This window comes from Streptomyces sp. DF42 (assembly GCF_058267695.1).
In genome coordinates this window covers 5,535,759-5,556,285 of sequence record NZ_CM177859.1, presented here as the reverse complement: position 1 = coordinate 5,556,285, position 20,527 = coordinate 5,535,759, and the positions used below count along the sequence as shown (strand labels likewise).

The 20,527-nt window shown below is 70.1% G+C and carries 21 protein-coding genes and 1 pseudogene; 7 read left to right on the top strand and 15 right to left on the bottom strand.

The genetic code is table 11. The annotated features are described in order from the left end of the window. Positions 1-13 precede the first annotated feature (13 nt). The 4 genes from ACYUED_RS25430 (at position 14) to cseC (ending at position 3,373) form a co-directional block, all read left to right on the top strand. On the top strand, positions 14-553 hold the full coding sequence (locus ACYUED_RS25430; protein WP_388841938.1) for a SigE family RNA polymerase sigma factor: 540 nt from the start codon (positions 14-16) through the stop codon (positions 551-553). Then, complete coding sequence (locus tag ACYUED_RS25425) at positions 541-1,194, top strand: hypothetical protein (RefSeq protein WP_491285337.1); 654 nt, start codon at positions 541-543, stop codon at positions 1,192-1,194. Before ACYUED_RS25430 ends, ACYUED_RS25425 begins: the two co-directional genes overlap by 13 nt. Before the next feature lie 110 nt (positions 1,195-1,304). After that, positions 1,305-2,009 (top strand): two-component system response regulator CseB, encoded by a 705-nt coding sequence (gene cseB, locus ACYUED_RS25420; protein WP_491285335.1) that lies wholly within the window; start codon positions 1,305-1,307, stop codon positions 2,007-2,009. Then, complete coding sequence (gene cseC, locus ACYUED_RS25415) at positions 1,898-3,373, top strand: two-component system sensor histidine kinase CseC (protein ID WP_491294432.1); 1,476 nt, start codon at positions 1,898-1,900, stop codon at positions 3,371-3,373. The genes cseB and cseC overlap by 112 nt, the downstream gene beginning before the upstream one ends. Before the next feature lie 21 nt (positions 3,374-3,394). Here cseC and ACYUED_RS25410 read toward each other — a convergent pair whose 3' ends face one another. The 3 genes and pseudogenes from ACYUED_RS25410 to ACYUED_RS25400 form a co-directional block, all read right to left on the bottom strand. Next, positions 3,395-3,730 (bottom strand): hypothetical protein, encoded by a 336-nt coding sequence (locus ACYUED_RS25410; RefSeq protein WP_491285333.1) that lies wholly within the window; start codon positions 3,728-3,730, stop codon positions 3,395-3,397. Between the two features lie 7 nt (positions 3,731-3,737). Next, positions 3,738-3,905 (bottom strand): annotated as a pseudogene (locus ACYUED_RS25405) (helix-turn-helix transcriptional regulator); the annotation flags it as partial. A gap of 116 nt (positions 3,906-4,021) precedes the next feature. Then, on the bottom strand, positions 4,022-5,602 hold the full coding sequence (locus ACYUED_RS25400) for an MDR family MFS transporter (RefSeq protein ID WP_491285331.1): 1,581 nt from the start codon (positions 5,600-5,602) through the stop codon (positions 4,022-4,024). 123 nt (positions 5,603-5,725) lie between these two features. Here ACYUED_RS25400 and ACYUED_RS25395 point away from each other — a divergent pair, with 123 nt between their 5' ends. Then, a complete protein-coding gene (locus ACYUED_RS25395) occupies positions 5,726-6,337 on the top strand; it encodes a TetR/AcrR family transcriptional regulator (RefSeq protein WP_491285329.1) in 612 nt (203 codons plus the stop codon). Here the strand turns inward: ACYUED_RS25395 and ACYUED_RS25390 are convergent. After that, complete coding sequence (locus ACYUED_RS25390; protein ID WP_491285327.1) at positions 6,334-7,080, bottom strand: M23 family metallopeptidase; 747 nt, start codon at positions 7,078-7,080, stop codon at positions 6,334-6,336. The genes ACYUED_RS25395 and ACYUED_RS25390 overlap by 4 nt on opposite strands. Positions 7,081-7,717: 637 nt before the next feature. On the opposite strand from ACYUED_RS25390, the gene ACYUED_RS25385 reads away from it, so the two are divergent. Next, positions 7,718-8,317 (top strand): HAD family acid phosphatase, encoded by a 600-nt coding sequence (locus tag ACYUED_RS25385; protein ID WP_491285326.1) that lies wholly within the window; start codon positions 7,718-7,720, stop codon positions 8,315-8,317. 133 nt (positions 8,318-8,450) lie between these two features. Here ACYUED_RS25385 and ACYUED_RS25380 read toward each other — a convergent pair whose 3' ends face one another. Next, positions 8,451-10,979 carry an ATP-dependent Clp protease ATP-binding subunit gene (locus ACYUED_RS25380; RefSeq protein WP_491285324.1) on the bottom strand — a complete coding sequence of 843 codons (2,529 nt, stop codon included), beginning with the start codon at positions 10,977-10,979 and terminating at the stop codon, positions 8,451-8,453. Between the two features lie 441 nt (positions 10,980-11,420). Here ACYUED_RS25380 and ACYUED_RS25375 point away from each other — a divergent pair, with 441 nt between their 5' ends. Beyond that, a complete protein-coding gene (locus ACYUED_RS25375) occupies positions 11,421-12,029 on the top strand; it encodes an SCO3374 family protein (RefSeq protein ID WP_491285322.1) in 609 nt (202 codons plus the stop codon). 8 nt (positions 12,030-12,037) lie between these two features. Here the strand turns inward: ACYUED_RS25375 and ACYUED_RS25370 are convergent, their stop codons facing one another. From ACYUED_RS25370 to ACYUED_RS25325, 10 genes are all read right to left on the bottom strand, one after another. Further along, complete coding sequence (locus ACYUED_RS25370; RefSeq protein ID WP_491285320.1) at positions 12,038-12,373, bottom strand: histone-like nucleoid-structuring protein Lsr2; 336 nt, start codon at positions 12,371-12,373, stop codon at positions 12,038-12,040. A 318-nt stretch (positions 12,374-12,691) separates the two neighbouring features. Next, positions 12,692-13,243, bottom strand: a complete 552-nt coding sequence (locus tag ACYUED_RS25365) for an amino-acid N-acetyltransferase (protein WP_491285318.1) — start codon at positions 13,241-13,243, stop codon at positions 12,692-12,694. A gap of 9 nt (positions 13,244-13,252) precedes the next feature. Then, positions 13,253-13,660: a BlaI/MecI/CopY family transcriptional regulator gene (locus ACYUED_RS25360; RefSeq protein ID WP_491294430.1), complete on the bottom strand. Its 408-nt coding sequence runs from the start codon at positions 13,658-13,660 to the stop codon at positions 13,253-13,255. A gap of 178 nt (positions 13,661-13,838) precedes the next feature. Next, positions 13,839-14,018 carry a hypothetical protein gene (locus ACYUED_RS25355; RefSeq protein WP_491285315.1) on the bottom strand — a complete coding sequence of 60 codons (180 nt, stop codon included), beginning with the start codon at positions 14,016-14,018 and terminating at the stop codon, positions 13,839-13,841. A gap of 72 nt (positions 14,019-14,090) precedes the next feature. Continuing rightward, positions 14,091-14,750 (bottom strand): hypothetical protein, encoded by a 660-nt coding sequence (locus ACYUED_RS25350; RefSeq protein ID WP_491294429.1) that lies wholly within the window; start codon positions 14,748-14,750, stop codon positions 14,091-14,093. 129 nt (positions 14,751-14,879) lie between these two features. Continuing rightward, entirely contained in the window at positions 14,880-15,677 is a 798-nt protein-coding gene (locus ACYUED_RS25345) for a type III pantothenate kinase (protein WP_266519009.1), read from the bottom strand. Positions 15,678-15,686: 9 nt separating this feature from the next. Next, positions 15,687-16,673 (bottom strand): carboxylating nicotinate-nucleotide diphosphorylase, encoded by a 987-nt coding sequence (nadC, locus tag ACYUED_RS25340; RefSeq protein ID WP_491285311.1) that lies wholly within the window; start codon positions 16,671-16,673, stop codon positions 15,687-15,689. A gap of 5 nt (positions 16,674-16,678) precedes the next feature. Further along, positions 16,679-18,409, bottom strand: coding sequence for an L-aspartate oxidase (locus tag ACYUED_RS25335; protein WP_491285309.1), 1,731 nt, complete (start codon positions 18,407-18,409; stop codon positions 16,679-16,681). Continuing rightward, positions 18,406-19,407 carry a pantoate--beta-alanine ligase gene (gene panC / locus ACYUED_RS25330; RefSeq protein ID WP_491285307.1) on the bottom strand — a complete coding sequence of 334 codons (1,002 nt, stop codon included), beginning with the start codon at positions 19,405-19,407 and terminating at the stop codon, positions 18,406-18,408. The genes ACYUED_RS25335 and panC overlap by 4 nt, the downstream gene beginning before the upstream one ends. Next, a complete protein-coding gene (locus ACYUED_RS25325) occupies positions 19,404-20,351 on the bottom strand; it encodes a Rossmann-like and DUF2520 domain-containing protein (RefSeq protein ID WP_491285305.1) in 948 nt (315 codons plus the stop codon). Before ACYUED_RS25325 ends, panC begins: the two co-directional genes overlap by 4 nt. Positions 20,352-20,527: the final 176 nt, after the last annotated feature.

Genomic DNA, 20,527 nt, shown 5'->3' with positions numbered 1-20,527 from the left:
GAGGCGGTTCGACATGGCGCAGGGCGAGGTGCTCGAGTTCGAGGAGTATGTCCGCACCCGGCAGGACGCGCTGTTGCGCAGTGCCCGCCGACTGGTCCCGGACCCGGTGGACGCACAGGACCTGCTCCAGACGGCGCTGGTCCGCACGTACGGCCGCTGGGAGGGCATCGCGGACAAGCGGCTCGCCGACGCCTACCTGCGACGCGTGATGATCAACACGCGGACCGAGTGGTGGCGGGCGCGGAAGCTGGAGGAGGTCCCGACCGAGCAGCTGCCGGACGCCTCGGTCGACGACTCCACCGAGCAGCACGCGGACCGGGCTCTGCTCATGGACATCATGAAAGTTCTCGCACCGAAGCAGCGCAGCGTGGTTGTCCTGCGACACTGGGAGCAGATGTCAACGGAGGAGACGGCCGCCGCACTCGGCATGTCGGCCGGAACGGTCAAGAGCACGCTGCACCGGGCGCTCGCCCGGCTCCGTGAGGAGCTGGAGAGCCGCGATCTGGACGCACGCGCGCTGGAGCGTGGGGAGCGGGAGCGTTGCGCGGTCTGACGGACTCGGGCCGAGGGACCTTGCAGGCGGCGTTCACGGCAGTGGCCGTGCTCGCCGCCCTCGCCCTTTTCGTCTCCGCGTGCGCCACCGGCGGCACCGGCGCGCGTGACGAGGGCCCCGCGCACACGGACACGGGGGCGGGCGCCGCCTCGGTGGCGGGCGCCCTGCCCTCACCCGCGCCCAGCGCCCCGAAGACCATGGCCCGGGCGGACGCGGTCAGTCTCGTCAAGGACGACCCGTCGGTCTCGGCGGAGGTCAAGCGGGATCTGAAGCCGTGCGTCGCTGACGAGTACCCGGTCGACGTGTCGTACGGCGACCTGACCTCCGGGTCGGCGGACGACGTCGTGGTGAATGTACTGACCTGCGGTGATGCTGTGGGGGTCGGCTCGTATGTGTATCGCGAGGAAGGCGGTCGGTACGAGAATGTGTTCAAGGTCGAGGAACCCCCGGTCTACACGGAGATAGACCGCGGCGATCTGGTGGTGACCAAGCAGGTGTACGAGAAGGGTGACCCGGTGTCGAGTCCGTCCGGTGAGAACGTGCTCACGTATCGCTGGAACCTGGGCCGCTTCACCGAGGAGTACCGGACGCACAACGACTACAGCAACGCCGTCGGAAGCAACGCGTCGCCTTCGTCGTGAACCGATCGGACCACTCGGATCGATCCCTCATCAGCGGTACGTACACCGCGACCCGCACGTGAACACCTTGACCACGAGACCACGAGACCACGAGGACTGAGAGCACCGGGATGGCAGACCAGACCCACGTCCTGTTCGTCGAGGACGACGATGTCATCCGTGAGGCCACCCAGCTCGCCCTGGAGCGGGACGGCTTCGCGGTCACGGCGATGCCCGACGGGATCACGGGCCTGGAGGCGTTCCGGGCGAACCGCCCCGACATCGCGCTGCTCGACGTCATGGTGCCCGGCCTCGACGGGGTCAGTCTGTGCCGCCGTATCCGCGACGACTCGACCGTGCCGGTGATCATGCTGTCGGCGCGGGCCGACTCGATCGACGTGGTGCTGGGCCTGGAGGCGGGCGCCGACGACTACGTGACCAAGCCGTTCGACGGTGCCGTGCTGGTCGCGCGCATCCGGGCGGTGCTGCGGCGCTTCGGCCACGCGGGCGGCGGCGACAGGACGGACGAGGCCGGCTCCGAGATGGCCGGCGGTGTGCTGAGCTTCGGCGACCTGGAGATCGACACCGAGGGCATGGAGGTGCGCCGGGCCGGGCAGCCGGTCGGGCTGACGCCGACCGAGATGCGGCTCCTGCTGGAGTTCTCCTCGGCGCCGGGCACGGTCCTGTCGCGCGACAAGCTGCTGGAGCGGGTGTGGGACTACGGCTGGGGCGGGGACACGCGCGTGGTGGACGTCCATGTGCAGCGACTGCGTACGAAGATCGGCCAGGACCGGATCGAGACGGTCCGCGGCTTCGGCTACAAGTTGAAGGCCTGAGCGGGGACATCAGGGACATGCGGGGGACTTTCTGGAGCCCGGCCACTGCGGACGACGCGGGCGGTACGGGCATTCGTACGGGCCTCAGGTGGAAGCTCAGCGCGGCGATCGCGCTGGTCGGCGCCCTGGTGGCGGTCGCACTGAGCCTCGTCGTGCACAACGCGGCGCGGGTCTCGATGCTGGACAACGCGCGCGACCTCGCGGACGAGCGCATCAAGATCGCGCAGCGCACCTACGAGCTGTCCAACCGGCCGAACTTCCCGAACGTCAAGATCGACGACCCTCGGCTGCCGCCTGCGCTGCGGGCGAAGGTCGAGGAGGGCCGGCGGGCGACGTACGTCACCGACCGGCACGACGGGGTGCCGGACATCTGGGCCGCCGTGCCGGTCAAGGACGGGCACGTCCTCTCGCTGCACACGGAGTTCACCGACCGCAGCACGGACATCCTCAAGGACCTCGACCAGGCCCTGGTGATCGGCTCCATCGCGGTCGTCCTGGGCGGCAGCGCGCTGGGCGTGCTCATCGGCGGTCAGCTCTCGCGGCGGCTGCGCAAGGCGGCGGCCGCGGCGAACCAGGTCGCCGGAGGCGAGTCGGACGTGCGGGTGCGGGACGCGATCGGCGGGGTCGTACGGGACGAGACCGACGACCTGGCGCGCGCGGTGGACGCCATGGCCGACACGCTGCAGAAGCGGCTGGAGGCCGAGCGCCGGGTCACCGCCGACATCGCGCACGAGCTGCGCACCCCGGTGACCGGGCTGCTGACGGCGGCCGAACTGCTTCCGCCCGGCCGCCCGACCGAGCTGGTCCTGGACCGCGCGAAGGCCATGCGCACCCTCGTCGAGGACGTCCTGGAGGTGGCCCGCCTCGACAGCGCGTCCGAGCGGGCCGAGCTGCAGGACATCCTGCTCGGCGAGTTCGTGACGCGGCGGGTGGCGGCCAAGGACCCGGCCGTCGAGGTGCGGGTGGTGCACGAGTCGATGGTCACGACCGATCCCCGGCGTCTGGAGCGGGTGCTGCTCAACCTGCTCGCCAATGCCGCCCGGCACGCCAAGCCGCCGATCCAGGTCACGGTCGAGGGCCGGGTCATCCGGGTGCGCGACCACGGCCCCGGCTTCCCCGCCGACCTCCTCGCCGAGGGCCCGAGCCGGTTCCGTACGGGCGCCGCGGACCGCGCGGGACGGGGGCACGGTCTGGGTCTCACCATCGCCGCCGGCCAGGCCCGCGTGATGGGCGCCCGCCTGACCTTCCGCAACGTGCGCCCGGCGGGTGCCCCCGACGACGTACCGGCCGAGGGCGCGGTGGCGGTGCTGTGGCTGCCGGAGCACGCACCGACGAACACGGGCAGCTATCAGATGCTGCCCTAGCCGCAGCCCCAGCTCTGTCCCTCACAGGTCCCCCACCAGCAGCTCCTCCCCCCGGGAAGGCCTCAGACCGTCCGCCCGGCCCGCGAAGTACCGCTTCTCCAGATCCGCCGCCGACACGTGCCGGACCTCTCGGAAGCCGGCCTCACGGGCGAGGGCGAGGAGCTGCGGCGGCCGGTAGAAGCTGAGGAAGGGCGTACCGGCGCTTCGGGTGCCCTCCATCGCGACCCTGAGCTGGGCGCGTTGGTCCGGCTCGACGTCCTCGATCGGCCGCAGGAAGGTCGTGACCAGCGTCGAGCCCTCAGCGAGGGCCGCGACGAGCCGAAAGGTCGCCCGGATCGCCTCCGGGCTGAGGTACATCGTGACCCCGGCGGTGCGTCAGATACCGGCCGGGCGTCTCGTCGTACGCCGCCTTGAAGGCCCGTAGGAAGTGGTGGCGCGAGTATCCGGCGTGCGCGGCCACCGCGCCCAGGTCCAGCTCCGGATCGGCCCAGTCGCGGTCCATGGCGTCCTTGGCCAGCCGCAACTGCCGCATCGTGACCATGAGTCCGATGGTGGCACGGGGCACTGGCAACGACCCCCGGGCCGGGTCAGGCATGACGAAGGCCCCCGGGGCGGACACCTGCCGGGGGCCTTCGGCTCACTGTGCGGTCAGACGGCCTCGACCACCGGCGGCTGCACTGCCGCGCCGTCCGCCGGACCCTCCTCCGGCTTCGGTCCCGTCCCGCGCAGCGCGACCTCCTTCACGAAGACCGCCGCCACCAGCGCGACGACCGCGACGATCGCGCCGAGCAGGAAGGCCGAGTGGGTGCCCGCGGACACCGCGTGCTGGTACGCCTCGCGCACCGCCGTCGGCAGCTTCTCCAGGCTCTTCGCGTCCAGCGAGGCCGACTTCTCGGTGATCTTCGCGCCCAGTGCCCCGGCCCGCTCGGTCATGACGTCCTGGACGCGGTTGTTGAACAGGGCGCCCATGATCGCGACTCCGAAGGAGGAGCCGAGCGTACGGAACAGGGTGGTCGACGAGGACGCGACGCCCATGTCCTTCATCTCGACGCTGTTCTGCGCGACCAGCATGGTGATCTGCATCAGGCAGCCCATGCCGAGCCCGACGACCGCCATGAACACACCGGACATGAACCGCGAGGTCCCGGTGTCCATCGTGGACAGCAGGTACAGCCCGACGATCATCAGGACGCTGCCGACGATCGGGAACGCCTTGTACTTGCCGGTGTTGGTGGTCACCCGTCCGGCCACCATCGAGGTGACCAGCATCGCGCCGAGCATCGGCAGGAGCAGCAGCCCGGAGTTGGTCGCGGAGGCACCCTGCACGGACTGCTGGTACAGCGGCAGGAACAGCGTCGCGCCGAACATCACGAAGCCGGTGATGAAGCCGATGACCGACATCAGCGTGAAGTTGCGGCTGCGGAAGATGTGCAGCGGCACGACCGGCTCCGCCGCCTTGGTCTGCCAGAACACGAACCCGATCAGCGCGGCCACACCGATGCCGATGAGCTCCATGATCCGCGCGGACGTCCAGGCGTACTGCGAGCCGCCCCAGGTGGTGACGAGCACGATGGAGGTGATGCCCACGGTCAGCAGCACGACGCCGAGGTAGTCGATGCCCGCCTGGGAGCGCTTCTTCGGCAGGTGCAGTACGACGCTGATGAGAGCGAGGGAGACCACGCCGAGCGGCAGGTTGATGTAGAAGGACCAGCGCCAGCCCCAGTTGTCGGTGATGGTGCCGCCGACCAACGGGCCGCCGATCATCGCGAGCGCCATGACGCCGGCCATCATGCCCTGGTACTTGCCGCGCTCCCGCGGCGGAATCAGGTCGCCGATGATCGCCATGACGCCGACCATCAGGCCGCCGGCGCCGAGACCCTGCACGGCCCGGAAGCCGATCAGCTCGCCCATGTTCTGGGCCATGCCGCTGAGCGCGGAGCCGATCAGGAAGATCACGATCGAGGTCATGAAGGTGGCCTTGCGGCCGTACATGTCACCGAGCTTGCCCCAGACCGGGGTGGACGCCGCGGTGGCCAGCGTGTACGCCGTCACCACCCACGCCAGGTGCTCGAGTCCGCCGAGCTCGCCCACGATCGTCGGCATCGCCGTGCCCACGATCATGTTGTCGAGCATCGCGAGCATCATGGTGATCATGAGCGCGAGCAGCACCACGCGCACGCTCTTCGGTTGTTTCTCGGGCTTCGTCTCGACTGTCTGCGTGTCCGCCATCGTCCCCACTCCCTGGGCGTTCCCCCCGGCCAGCTACTTACTTGCCGCCCGGCTAGTTGACTACACTGGGAAGGTAGACCCGTAACTAGCCGGGCGTCAAGTAAGTTTCTCGGGAGTGCAAGGATGGGCGGCACCATGGACGGCACCAAGCAGCAGCGCCGCGGAGACACCCGCCAGCGCATCCAGGACGTCGCGCTCGAACTCTTCGCCGAGCAGGGCTACGAGAAGACGTCGTTGCGCGAGATCGCCGAGCGCCTCGACGTCACCAAGGCGGCGCTCTACTACCACTTCAAGACGAAGGAAGAGATCCTCGTCAGCATCTTCGAGGACCTCTCACAGCCGATCGTGGAACTGATCGAGTGGGGCGGAAACCAGCCGCAGACGCTGGAGACCAAGCACGAGATCATCCGCCGCTACAGCGACGCCCTCGCGGGCGCGACCCCGCTCTTCCGCTTCATGCAGGAGAACCAGGGGACGGTGAAGGAACTGAGCATCGGCGAGACGTTCCGCAGCCGCATGATGGGCATGCGCGACATCCTCATCGACCCTCAGGCGGAACTGATCGACCAGGTCCGCTGCGTCAGCGCGATGTTCACGCTGCACGCCGGGATGTTCGTCCTCAACGACATCGAGGGCGACCCCGAGGACAAGCGCAAGGCGGTCCTCGAAGTCGCCACGGACCTGGTGACTCAGGCACACCAGGCCTCGCACCCGTCCCCGACGCGCCCGTCCTAGAGGGACAGGCCCTTGGCGCGCAGGAAGGCGACCGGGTCGACGGCCGAGCCGAAGTTCGGGGTCTTACGGATCTCGAAGTGCAGGTGCGGGCCGCTGGAGTTGCCCGTGTTGCCGGACCGGGCTATGTGCTGGCCGGTGGCGACGACCTGGCCGACCCTGACGTCGATCCGCGACAGGTGGGCGTACTGCGAGTAGGTGCCGTTGCCGTGCCTGATGACGATGGCGTTGCCGTACGCGGGGCCGTCGCCTGCGCCGTTCCCGCCGGTCTTGACGACCGTGCCGCCGTGGGCGGCGACGACGTCCGTGCCGCTGGACACGGCGAAGTCCTGCCCACTGTGGGTGGACTGCCACATGCCGCCGGCCTGGTTGAACTTCGCGGACAGCTTGTACTTCTTCACCGGGTGCACCCAGGAGACAGCCTTCTTGGCCGCGGCGGCCCTCTTGGCAGCGGCCTTCTTGGCCAGGGCGGCCTTCTTGGCAGCGGCCTTCTTCTTCGCGGCCGCCTGCTCCTTCACCTTCGCGCTCGCGGCGGCCTTGGCGGCCTTGGCCTGCGCGGCGGCCTGCGCCTCGACGGCGCTCGCGGCGCTGGAGGCGGAGGTGGCGCTGGAGGCGGAGGTGGCGTCGGCGGCGGCCGCGACCCCGGCGCCCAGCACGACCGACACTCCCAGGCCGGCGGCCAGGACGGCTGCGCGGGTGCGGAGCTGGGACGTACGGGAGGAACGGGACGTGAGACGCGAAGACATAGAAACCTCGGGAAGACGGGGACAGAAGAACCACCCGGCGCACAGGCGGCCGTCGGGTGGACCATCCCTTGGTAACCCCGAGACCCACGGAGCCCAAAACCCGCGATCTACGACGGAAGCTAGTACTTCATCGCAAAACTTCCCACTTCTTGACACAACGCCCATCAGGGACAGACCCGGAACCAATCCACCCCACGACGACAAAACCGCCCCCGAGGCTCCAAGCCAAAAGTCCTTTTTGCCCGCATTGGAGCTCCCACTATCCGCCCTAGTAACGGACAAATCGCCTGTGCGGCATGTCACCGGACGGCAAGATCCACATCCTCCGCAATGTGACCGGGACTACCCCTGCCGCCCCCTCAACGAGGCCCGGGGGAAGGCCGCATGGACCCGCCGGCCATGACACCGGGCTCGCGTCCCGTCCGGTCCGCGGTGGCCGCCACTCACGCCCGTCGGCCGGCCGAACGGCCAGAGCCACCACGGGACTTGAAGCCCCCCGGCCATCAAGGTCCACGCCGTTGTGTGACGCACATCTCTGGTCACCTACCCTTCGGTAACCCTACGGTTCCCCTCGCGCCACCCTCGCCACCGAACATGCACCAGACAACGGCATATTGACGCGAGAGGACCCCCACCCATGACAAGCCGACGCCCCTGGGCGCGCCGCGCAGCGGTCACCGCAGTCTCCGCTTCCGCCCTCATGGCACTGGCCGCCCCCGCCAACGCGGCGGCGAGCACCGAAGACGTCGACCACGCGACCTGGCAGAAGGACTGCCAGACGGTGATGGACCAGGCCCTGCCCTACCTGAAGCAGCGCATCGCCGCGGCCAGGCCGGGCGAGAAGCAGGCGATCGTCTTCGACATCGACAACACCACGCTGGAGACCGACTTCGGCTTCAGCTTCCCGCAGCCGGCCAACAAGCCCGTCCTGAACCTGGCCGAGTACGCCCAGGCGCACGGCGTCTCCCTGTTCTTCGTCACCGCCCGCCCCGGCATCATCTACCCGCCCACCGAGTGGAACCTGGAGCACGACGGCTACGACGTCTCCGGCCTCTACGTCCGCGGCCTGTTCGACCTGTTCAAGGACGTCGCCACCTACAAGACCGCCCAGCGCGTCGACATCGAGAACAAGGGCTACACGATCATCGCGAACGTCGGCAACAGCGCCACCGACCTGTCGGGCGGGCACGCCGAGAAGGCCTTCAAACTCCCGGACTACGACGGCCAGTTGTCCTGACCGCCGGGTGGGCTCCCTCCGTCTCGGGAGTCACGGGAACGACGGACCTCCCCCACCCCTGCTTCCTCTGACCATGCGAAGAGGGCCGGTGCCCAACGGCACCGGCCCTCTTCGTCGGCTCAACCCCGCAGGGTCACGCCTCCTTGCTCAGGTTGGGTCCTGCCCCACCCGCGGCCTGCTCGATCGGCGGGGCGTCGGGCAGCGCCGACTTCTCCTCGCCGCGGAAGGTGAAGGTCTGGGCCTCGCCCTCGCCCTCGGTGTCGACGACCACGATGTGACCGGGACGCAGCTCGCCGAAGAGGATCTTCTCCGACAGCGTGTCCTCGATCTCGCGCTGGATGGTGCGACGCAGCGGACGCGCACCCAGCACCTGGTCGTAACCCTTGGTGGACAGCAGCTCCTTGGCGGACTGGGAGAGCTCGATGCCCATGTCCCGGTCCTTGAGGCGCTCGTCCACCTTCGCCACCATCAGGTCGACGATCGAGAGGATGTCGGCCTGGGTCAGCTGCGGGAAGACGACCACGTCGTCGACGCGGTTGAGGAACTCGGGGCGGAAGTGCTGCTTGAGCTCGTCCGAGACCTTGTTCTTCATGCGCTCGTAGTTGGACTTGGTGTCACCCGCGGCCGCGAAGCCCAGGTTGAAGCCCTTGGAGATGTCCCGGGTGCCGAGGTTGGTCGTCATGATGATGACCGTGTTCTTGAAGTCCACGACCCGGCCCTGGGAGTCGGTCAGACGACCGTCCTCCAGGATCTGCAGCAGCGAGTTGAAGATGTCCGGGTGGGCCTTCTCGACCTCGTCGAACAGCACGACGGAGAACGGCTTGCGGCGCACCTTCTCGGTCAGCTGGCCGCCCTCTTCGTAGCCCACGTATCCGGGGGGCGAACCGAAGAGGCGCGACACCGTGTGCTTCTCGCTGAACTCCGACATGTCGAGGGAGATCAGCGCGTCCTCGTCACCGAAGAGGAACTCGGCGAGGGCCTTGGAGAGCTCGGTCTTACCGACACCGGACGGGCCGGCGAAGATGAACGAACCACCGGGACGCTTCGGGTCCTTGAGGCCCGCACGCGTACGACGGATCGCCTTCGACAGCGCCTTGACGGCGTCGACCTGGCCGATGACCCGCTTGTGGAGCTCGTCCTCCATGCGCAGCAGACGCGAGGACTCCTCCTCGGTCAGCTTGAAGACCGGGATGCCGGTGGCCGTCGCGAGGACCTCGGCGATCAGCTCGCCGTCGACCTCGGCGACGACGTCCATGTCGCCGGCCTTCCACTCCTTCTCCCGCTTGGCCTTGGCGGCCAGGAGCTGCTTCTCCTTGTCGCGGAGGGAGGCGGCCTTCTCGAAGTCCTGCGAGTCGATCGCGGACTCCTTGTCGCGGCGCACGCCCGCGATCTTCTCGTCGAACTCCCGCAGGTCCGGCGGCGCGGTCATCCGGCGGATGCGCATCCGGGAACCGGCCTCGTCGATCAGGTCGATCGCCTTGTCCGGCAGGAAGCGGTCCGAGATGTACCGGTCGGCCAGGGTGGCGGCCTGGACCAGCGCCTCGTCCGTGATGGAGACGCGGTGGTGGGCCTCGTACCGGTCACGCAGACCCTTGAGGATCTCGATCGTGTGCGGCAGGGACGGCTCGGCGACCTGGATGGGCTGGAAACGGCGCTCGAGGGCGGCGTCCTTCTCCAGGTGCTTGCGGTACTCGTCCAGCGTGGTGGCGCCGATGGTCTGCAGCTCACCGCGGGCCAGCATCGGCTTCAGGATCGAAGCGGCGTCGATGGCGCCCTCGGCGGCACCCGCACCGACCAGCGTGTGCAGCTCGTCGATGAACAGGATGATGTCGCCGCGGGTGCGGATCTCCTTGAGGACCTTCTTCAGGCGCTCCTCGAAGTCACCGCGGTAGCGGGAGCCGGCGACCAGCGCGCCGAGGTCCAGGGTGTAGAGGTGCTTGTCCTTGAGGGTCTCGGGCACCTCGCCCTTGACGATGGCCTGGGCGAGGCCTTCGACGACGGCGGTCTTGCCGACGCCGGGCTCACCGATCAGGACCGGGTTGTTCTTGGTACGGCGGGACAGCACCTGCATGACCCGCTCGATCTCCTTCTCGCGCCCGATGACCGGGTCGAGCTTGGACTCACGAGCGGCCTGGGTGAGGTTCCGGCCGAACTGGTCGAGGACCAGGGACGTCGAGGGGGTGCCCTCGGCAGGGCCGCCACTGGCGCCGGCGGTCTCCTTGCCCTGGTAACCGGAGAGCAGCTGGATGACCTGCTGCCGCACCCGGTTGAGATCGGCACCCAGCTTGACCAGGACCTGGGCGGCGACGCCCTCGCCCTCACGGATCAGGCCGAGCAGGATGTGCTCCGTGCCGATGTAGTTGTGGCCGAGCTGGAGGGCCTCGCGGAGCGACAGCTCCAGGACCTTCTTGGCACGGGGGGTGAAGGGGATGTGCCCGGACGGGGCCTGCTGGCCCTGGCCGATGATCTCCTCCACCTGCTGGCGGACCGCCTCGAGCGAAATCCCGAGGCTCTCAAGGGCCTTGGCGGCGACACCCTCACCCTCGTGGATCAGGCCCAGGAGGATGTGCTCGGTGCCGATGTAGTTGTGGTTGAGCATCCGGGCTTCTTCCTGAGCCAGGACGACAACCCGCCGCGCGCGGTCGGTGAACCTCTCGAACATCGTTAATCGCTCCTCAGAGCGGTCAGGCAGTGGGGGGAACTTCCCCTCTCTGTCCTTCCGCAGCTTAGTCCCGCAAGCGGGGACCGCTCATTCCAACTGCCGACACCGGACCGAGAACCAACACTGCCTCCTGACCCCGAACGCCGACATCTGCTCCAACCCGATGGTGCGAGACGATGTTCCCGCAGGCCAGGTGGTTACCCTCACCATCAGTACGCCGATGGCGAACGTGAGACGCCCTGTCCTGCGTGTCGCCCCCTCCCACTAGGGATGTCTTACCCGCTGGGACTGACACTCCATGCCGTGCGCACCGGTTCCCTCCGCTACGGGCGAACAACCTTGCGCCACCCCACACCCCCGCGCGCCCTTATTTCCGGCACTCTGCGCATCCGACAGAACACTCAGCGTAACTCGCGGGCCTTTCCGGCGGTTGCGCTTGGCATGGTTGGCAGCCTCTCCATTGTCCCGCTCCCCCGTCGGCCGCTCGACCCGGTGGATCCCGTGGATCCGGTCGGTCGGGCCCGCCGTTGGTACGAGAACGAACTGGGCTGGGCGACCGTGCCCGCGCGGGCTGATCGCCCCGGAGCTCCGCTACGGCTTCGCGTGGGCGACCGCTTCGACGTCCTGGACGTGCCGGCTGAGGCGGGCCGCGCGGGCCTGCGCCATCTCGCGCCGGCGTCGCCGGTGGCCGTGCAGGGTGACCGGATGCGGCTGCTGGTGGCGACGGGGAGCGCCGACGAACTGCCGGGGCTGCTGGCCTGGCTGGAATGGGGCGCGCTCACGCTCGATCTGACCGCGACCGGCGAAGGCGGCGTCATGGATGCGCCGCTGCTGCCCCGGCTGGGGCGCCCGGGCACCCTGCAGGGGGCCGCCGTGTGGCTGCGACCCCCCGAGCCGGGGTGCGAGGTCGAGGCCTCGCTGCCGGCGCTGTCGGCCATGGGGGGCGGTGGGGGCGCCCCCGACCTGGTACGACTTGTGGACACGGTGGCCACGCATTGCCACCGGCTACGGCTGCGGCGCGTGTGCGCCGAGCCCTTGGCCCTGCCGTAGGCCATCGGTCAGGCGTTGGCCTTCTCGTAGGCCTCGCGGATGGACGCGGGAACACGGCCGCGGTCGTTGACCTCGTAACCGTTCTCCTTCGCCCACGCGCGGATCTGCGCGGTGTCCTGGCTGCCGCTGGAAGCGGCGCGCGCCTTTCCGCGTCCGCCCGAAGCACGGCCTCCGGTACGACGACCACCCTTCACGTAAGCGTCGAGAAGGCCACGGAGCTTGTCCGCATTGGCCGTCGTGAGATCGATCTCGTAAGTCTTGCCGTCCAACGCGAACGTGACGGTCTCGTCCGCCTCGCCGCCGTCGAGGTCATCGACAAGAAGGACCTGAACCTTCTGTGCCACCGGATTTCCTTTCATCGATAACTTGAGGGCCGGGGGCCTGCGGCGTCCGCCGTTTCGCCGTCCCCTGTTATATGCAGTACTGCAGTACGTCGGAAAGCAAACCGCTTTTGGGGGAAAAACACAAACCCCTCGGAGAGACCGGCTGAGAGACCGGCTGAGAGACGGACTGAGAGCTGACTGAGATGCGAGCCGAGAGAGCGGCCGTGGCATCGCTGCGAACCAAGCGGGAGACGGACGGCCCATCCCGTCCGGAAACATACGCGTTTCGGACATAGGGAACCTGGGCACGCCGGCGGAATACACCGCGGTGATCGGTGATCACAGATGCAGAAGCATCCGGCTGTTGCCCAAGGTGTTCGGTTTCACCCGTTCGAGACCCAGGAACTCCGCTACGCCCTCGTCATAGGAACGCAGTAGCTCCGCGTAGACATCGGTGTCGACGGGCGTCTCGCCGATCTCGACGAAGCCGTGCTTGGCGAAGAAGTCCACTTCGAAGGTGAGACAGAAAACGCGCCGAACGCCCAGCCAGCGCGCGGTGTGCAGCAACTTCTGCAGCAGCTGGTGTCCGACACCGGCGCCCTGCATGCCGGGCTTCACGGCGAGAGTACGGACTTCCGCGAGGTCTTCCCACATCACGTGCAGCGCGCCGCAGCCGACCACCTCGGCGTTGTCGTCCCGTTCGGCGATCCAGAACTCCTGGATGTCCTCGTAAAGCGTCACCGTTGCTTTGTCGAGCAGGATGCTGCCGCGGACGTACGTGTCAAGGAGACGGCGCACGGCCGGGACATCGCTGGTGCGGGCCCTCCGGACAGTGATGGCTTTAGCGCTGACTTCGGGGCCTTCGGGGCCTTCGGGACTCTCTGCTGACATGTGCGGACGCTATCGCCCGTCGCGCTCCTGCGCCGACCCGGGGTTCTCACGGGCGGTTTCGCCGCCGGTATCCGAGGCCGCTTCGGAGGTTTCGGGCCCTTGGACCATGCGTACGGCGTCGCTGAGGGCCTGTCGCTGTTCCTCGCTCATCATCCCGAAGAAGGCGACGAGAGCGGCGGCGGGGTTGTCGCTCTGCGACCAGGCGTCGTTCATCAGAGCAGCCGCGTAGGCGGCCCTGGTGGAGACGGCCTCATATCGATAGGCCCGGCCTTCGGCCTCTCGGCGGACCCAGCCCTTCTGATGGAGATTGTCCAAAACGGTCATCACCGTGGTGTAGGCGATGGACCGTTCCTGCTGAAGGTCTTCCAGGACTTCTCGAACGGTCACCGGGCGGTTCCACTTCCACACCCGCGTCATGACCGCGTCTTCGAGTTCTCCCAATGGGCGAGGCACACCTCAGCACAATAGTGGGAGAACTCCCCATTGGCGTGCCGGACGTGCGCATTTGCCAACAAACAGGAACAAAAAGGGCGTACGACTCGGAAAGCGCGAGCACGCGCGGGAGTCGTACGCCGGTGGGGCGCCGCGGGAGAGGTCAGCCGTCGGTCTTCGGGGAGGGCGCCCGGGCGCCCTCGGTGCGCGCGAGGACGGCGTCGACGGCCGCGTCCTCCTTGGCCTTGTTGGCCCCGCCCTGGGTCTTCACGATCACCCGGATCACGCCGATGAAGAACACGGCCATGACGATCGGGGGCACAAGCGCGGAGACGTAGTCCATGCGTCCAGGGTAGCCACGGGCCGCGGGGGCGGACGGGGCGGGGTTGGTGAGGTTCCGGGCGGTTCGGGCGTCTCAGCCCGCGGCGAGGTGACGGGGCGGGTTGGAGCCGGACGGCGGGGCCGGTTTGCGGCGGGGGAAGACCTCGCCCGGGGTCGGGATGGGGCGGCCAGGTTTCGGGGCGGCCGGGGCGGGCGCCGGCTTGGGAGCAGCGGGCTTCTGGGCGGGCCTCTTCTCGGGCTTCCTGGCGGGATCCCGCTCCGCACCCTCGGCGGGGTCCGCCACGATGCCGCTCAGGCCGCCGGGAAGGGCCGTGAGGCCGCTGCGGGCGGCGGGGACGGTCGGGAGGGCCGTGCGGGCCGTTCCGCGCGCGAGACGGGCGCGGAGGTCCTGCTCCGCGAGCATCCGGCAGCGGCCGAGGAGGACGGAGGCGGCCGGGTTGCCGCGCAGGGCGCGCAGGGCGGCGAGGTCGTCGGGTTCCGGGCGGTACCCGGCCGCCAGCGCCTCCTCCAGGAGGACGAGGTAGCCGGCGGTGGTGCCGGGCAGGGCGGCGCGGTAGCGCGCGAGGTCGGCCACCAGGAAGGCGCGCAGTCGGGCACCCTCACGCATCGCCTCGTCGAGGGACTCGGCCAGGCGGAGGCAGTCCTGGACGTCGCCGGCGGGAGTGGGGCCGGGCTGGAGGGCGAGGGCGAGAGCGCGGCGGAGCACACGCAGCTCCTCCGCGCCGAACGCCATGCCGCCGCGGGATCCGTATGGCGTGGGCATGCGCCGACGATACGCGCTAATCAGACAAATTCGACATATTTCAACAAAGGGGGCGGGTGTGGCGCGACCGAGCCACCCGGTTGCGCCACGGGGCCCCTCTCACATGCGCGACACGTTCCGCTCGTACACGAGCCGCAGCCCGACCAGGGTCAGCCAGGGCTCGTGCTCGTCGATCACCGACGACTCCCCGAGGACCATCGGCGCCAGTCCGCCGGTCGCGATCACCGTCACCTCGTCCGGATCGGCGGCCAGTTCCCGCGCCATGCGGCCCACGACCCCGTCGACCTGTCCGGCGAACCCGTAGATGATGCCGGACTGCATCGCCTCGACGGTGTTCTTCCCGATCACGCTCCGCGGCCGCGCCACCTCGATCTTCCGCAGCTGCGCACCGCGCACGCCCAGTGCCTCGACGGAGATCTCGATGCCCGGTGCGATGACCCCGCCGACGTACTCCCCGCGCGCGGAGACCGCGTCGAACGTCGTCGCCGTACCGAAGTCCACGACGATCGCCGGCCCCCCGTACAGCTCGACCGCCGCCACCGCGTTGATGATGCGGTCGGCGCCGACCTCCTTGGGGTTGTCGGTGAGGATCGGCACGCCCGTCTTCACGCCCGGCTCCACCAGCACCGCGGGCACGTCGCCGTAGTACCGGCGGGTCACCTCACGCAGCTCGTGCAGCACGGACGGCACGGTCGCGCAGATCGCGATCCCGTCGATGCCGTCACCCAGCTCGTCGCCGAGCAGCGGGTGCATGCCCATCAGGCCCTGCAGCAGCACCGCCAGCTCGTCCGCCGTGCGGCGCGCGTCCGTGGAGATGCGCCAGTGCTCGACGATGTCGTCCCCGTCGAACAGGCCCAGGACGGTGTGCGTGTTCCCTACGTCGATCGTCAGCAGCATGGCCGGTACCTACTCCGCCGCTCGCAGGTCGAGACCGATGTCGAGGATCGGCGAGGAGTGGGTCAGGGCGCCCACGGCGAGGTAGTCCACGCCGGTGTCGGCGTACGTCCTCGCGTTCGCCAGGGTGAGCCGGCCCGACGCCTCCAGGGCGGCGCGGCCGTGCACCAGGGCCACCGCCTCCTCGCACTCGCCGGGCGTGAAGTTGTCCAGCAGGATCAGGTCGGCGCCGGCGTCGACGACCTCGCGCAGCTGGTGCAGGGTGTCGACCTCGACCTCGATCGGCACCTCCGGGAAGGCCTCCCGTACGGCCTTGAAGGCCTGTGCGACGCCGCCCGCGGCGACGACGTGGTTGTCCTTGACGAGTGCCGCGTCCGAGAGCGACATCCGGTGGTTGACACCGCCGCCGCACCGTACGGCGAACTTCTCCAGGGACCTGAGCCCCGGAGTCGTCTTGCGGGTGTCGCGGACCTTCGTCCTCGTGCTTTCCAGGGCGTCGGCCCACGCCCGGGTGGCGGTCGCGATGCCGGACAGCCGGCACAGGAGGTTGAGCGCGCTGCGCTCGGCGGTGAGCAGGTCACGCGTGCGCGTGGTGACCGACAGGAGCTTCTGCCCGGCCTCCACCCGGTCGCCGTCCTCCACGTGCCGCTCGACCTCGAACTCGTCCGTGCAGACCACCGAGATCACCGCCTCGGCGACCCTGAGGCCCGCCACGACGCCCGCTTCACGCGCGGTGAAGTCGGCGGTGGCGACGGCCTCTTCGGGGATGGTCGCGACGGTCGTCACGTCCAGGCCGTGGTCGAGGTCCTCCTGGATGGCGACGTTGGCGATGTCCTCGACCTCAACGGGGTCGAGTCCGGCGTCGGCCAGCAGCTGCGCGAGCGCGGGATCGAGCCCGCACTCCAGATATTCCGCCGCGCTGTCGGCGCTGTCGGCGCCACAGGCGCAGCCGTCGCCGCAGCCGCCGTTCGGCGCGAGGGGGAGGTCGGGGGTGCTCACTTCTGTCACTGCTCCTGGGGACGGTGCGCAGGCTGGGGCTGCCGGGTCGGGGGGAAGTCTGCGGTATCGGTGGTGTGTACGGCGAGCGTGCGGTCCGGATTGAGCCGTACGACGATGTGGCGTCGCCATGCCGTGTCGTCGCGATCGGCACGGTCCTCGCGCCAGTGGCAGCCGCGCGTCTCTTCGCGCAGCCGGGCGGCGGCGACCAGGACACGGGCCACGCACAGGAGGTTGGTGGCCTCCCAGGTGTCGACGCCGGGCTCGGACGTCTTGCCGTTCTCGGCCAGGGCGTCGCGGGCTTCGGTGTGCAGCTGCTGGAGCTGTCCTGCGGCCTTGTCGAGGGAGTCGGCGGAGCGCAGGACGCCCGCGCCGTCGGTCATGATGCGCTGGACCGCGAACCGGTCCTCGGGGGCGAGCAGCGGGTGCGCGGGCACCTCGGGGAACTCGACCGGCTCGGGCACGCGCGCGTGGAGGCCGTTGTCCGCGTACGTCGCCGCGATGTCGGCGGCGATGCGCTCGGCGTAGACGAGGCCCTCCAGGAGGGAGTTGGAGGCGAGCCGGTTCGCTCCGTGCACGCCGGTGCAGGCGACCTCTCCGCAGGCGTACAGGCCCGGGACGGTCGTACGGCCCCGGGAGTCGGCGCGGACGCCGCCGGAGGCGTAGTGGGCGGCCGGGGCGATCGGGATGGGCTCGGTGACCGGGTCGATGCCGTGGGCGCGGCACGCGGCGAGGATCGTCGGGAAGCGGTGCTCCCACATGTCGGCGCCGAAGTGCCGGGCGTCGAGGAACATGTGCTCGGCGTCCCGCTCCTGCATCCGGCGCATGATGCCCTTGGCGACGATGTCCCGGGGAGCCAGCTCGGCCAGCTCGTGCTGCCCGACCATGAAGCGCACCCCGTCGGCGTCGACCAGGTGGGCGCCCTCGCCGCGTACGGCCTCCGAGACCAGGGGCTGCTGGCCCTCCGCGTCCGGACCGAGGAACAGCACGGTCGGGTGGAACTGCACGAACTCGAGGTCGGAGACCTCCGCGCCCGCGCGCAGGGCGAGCGCCACTCCGTCGCCGGTGGACACCGAGGGGTTGGTGGTCGCGGAGTACACCTGGCCCATGCCGCCGGTCGCGAGGACCACCGATGGGGCGTGCACGGCGCCCACCCCGTCGTGCTGGCCCTCGCCCATGACGTGCAGGCTCACGCCCGCGGTGCGGCCGTCGGCGTCCGTCAGGAGGTCCAGCACGAGCGCGTTCTCGATCGTGCGCACACCCCGCGCGCGTGCCGCCTCGACCAGGGCCCGGGAGATCTCCGCGCCGGTCGCGTCGCCGCCGGCGTGCGCGATGCGCCGGCGGTGGTGGCCGCCCTCGCGGGTGAGCTGCAGGTCGCCCTCTTCGGACTCGTCGAAGTGCGCGCCGGTGGCGATGAGCCGCCGCACGGCGTCCGGGCCCTCCGTGACGAGGATCCGTACGGCCTCCTCGTCGCACAGGCCCGCACCGGCCACCAGGGTGTCGTCCTGGTGCTGTTGCGGGGTGTCGCCCTCGCCGAGGGCCGCGGCGATGCCGCCCTGGGCCCAGCGGGTGGAGCCGTCGTCGAGGCGGGCCTTGGTGACGACGACGGTGCGCAGACCGGCTGCCTCGCAGCGCAGGGCCGCGGTGAGTCCGGCGACGCCCGAGCCGACGACCACGACGTCCGCGGCGATGGACCACCCGGGCGCGGGCGCGTGCAGTCGTATGCCTGTGCTGGTCACGAGGCGGCTCCGAAGGTTCCGAAAACGAGTGGGATGTTGTCGATCAGCCGGGTCGTGCCGACCCGGGCGGCGATGGCGAGGACGGCCTCGCCGTCGAAGTCGTCCTCGATCTCGGTGAAGTCGGACGGGTCGACGAGGGCCAGGTAGTCCAGTTCGAGCGGCGGGGAGAGCCGCGCGGCGTCGTCGAGGACCAGCCGGGCGGCCGCGCGGACGGCCGACGGGGCGCCCGGGAGCGCCTTGGCGACGGCGTGCGCGTCGGCGGCCGCGCGGGACTCGCCTATGGCGCTGAGCGCCTCGGCACGCGCGTGTGTGGCGGGCACTTCGCGCGCTCGGGCGCGCAGCGCCTCCTGGGCGGCGTGCCGGTCGCTGCCCGCGAACAGCGCGCGGGACAGGCTGAGCGCGGTGCGCCGCTGCTCCGGCGAGAGGTAGCGGTTGCGGCTGGAAAGCGCGAGGCCGTCGTCCTCGCGCACGGTGGGTACGCCGACGATCTCGATGCCGAAGTTCAGGTCCCGCACCATGCGGCGGATCAGGGCGAGCTGCTGGGCGTCCTTCTGGCCGTACAGGGCGACGTCGGGACGGGTGAGGTGCAGCAGCTTGGCGACGACGGTGAGCATGCCGTCGAAGTGGCCGGGGCGGGAGGTGCCCTCCAGGCGCTCCCCCATGGGGCCCGCGCTGATGCGGACCTGGGGCTCGCCGTCCGGGTAGACCTCGTCCACGGAAGGGGCGAACACGACGTCCGCGCCGGACAGTTCGGCCAGCTTGACGTCGGCGTCCAGGATGCGCGGATAGCGGTCGAGGTCCTCGCCCGCGCCGAACTGGAGAGGGTTCACGAAGACGGTGACGACAACCTCGCCGTCGCTCCCTGCGATCTCGCGCGCGGTGCGGACGAGGGTGGCGTGGCCCTCGTGCAGGGCGCCCATGGTCATCACCACGGCGCGGCGGCCGGTACGCGTGCGTGCGTGCAGTTGGTCGGCGGTGCTCAGGAGGGTGGTGGTCATCGGGCGTCTCCCTCGGTCCCGTCGGTCCTGCCGGTCCCGCCGGTCCCGTCGGCGAGCACTCCGAGGAGGTCCTCGGCGAGCTCCGGCTTCAGCAGCCCGTGGGCGAGCGCCCGGTCGGCGGTGGCCCGCGCCATCGCCAGGTAGCCGGCGACGGTCTGCGGGGCGTGCCTGCGCAGCTCGGCGACGTGTGCGGCGACCGTGCCGGCGTCCCCGCGTGCGACGGGGCCGGTCAGGGCCGCGTCGCCCGAGCGCAGGGCGTTGTCGAGGGCGGCGCCGAGCAGCGGGCCGAGCATCCGGTCAGGGGCCGCGACGCCCGCCTCGCGCAGCAGCTCCATGGACTGGGCGACCAGTGTCACCAGGTGGTTCGCGCCCAGCGCGAGCGCCGCGTGGTACAGCGGGCGCATCTCCTCGGCGATCCACTCCGGTTCGCCGCCCATCTCGATGACGAGGGCCTCGGCGGCCAGCCGCAGCTCCTCGCGGGCGGTGACGCCGAACGAGCAGCCCGCCAGGCGCTGGACGTCCACGGGCGTGCCCGTGAAGGTCATCGCGGGGTGCAGGGCCAGCGGGAGCCCGCCCGCGCGCAGTGCGGGGTCCAGGACCTTCGCGCCGTAGCGCCCGGAGGTGTGCACGAGCAGCTGCCCCGGCCGGACGGCCCCGGTCTCCGCGAGGCCCTCGACCAGCCCGGGCAGTGTGTCGTCGGGGACGGTCAGCAGGACCAGGTCGGCGCGTCGCAGGACCTCGGCGGGCGCCACGAGCGGCACGTCGGGGAGCATCTGCGCGGCACGCTTGCGGGAGGCGTCGGAGACTCCGGAGACGGCCACGGGGCGGTGCCCGGCGAGTTGGAGGGAGGCGGCGAGTGCGGGGCCGACCCGGCCGGCGCCGACCACGCCGACGGTGAGCCGTGCGGGACGGTCCCTGGGGTCTGGCTGTTGGCTTGTAGTCACGCGACGGCGGCCTTCCCGTTCCAGTCCGCTCCGGGTACCGGACGATTTCTCGTCATGTTAACGCGATAGGTTCGAGCGGCGTCCGGTTGTCCACAGGCTGTGGGTTTCCACACGTCGGCGACGGAGGGGAAAACCTGTGGAAATCCGGGTGCCCGCGCGGACCGGTGCCAGGCATG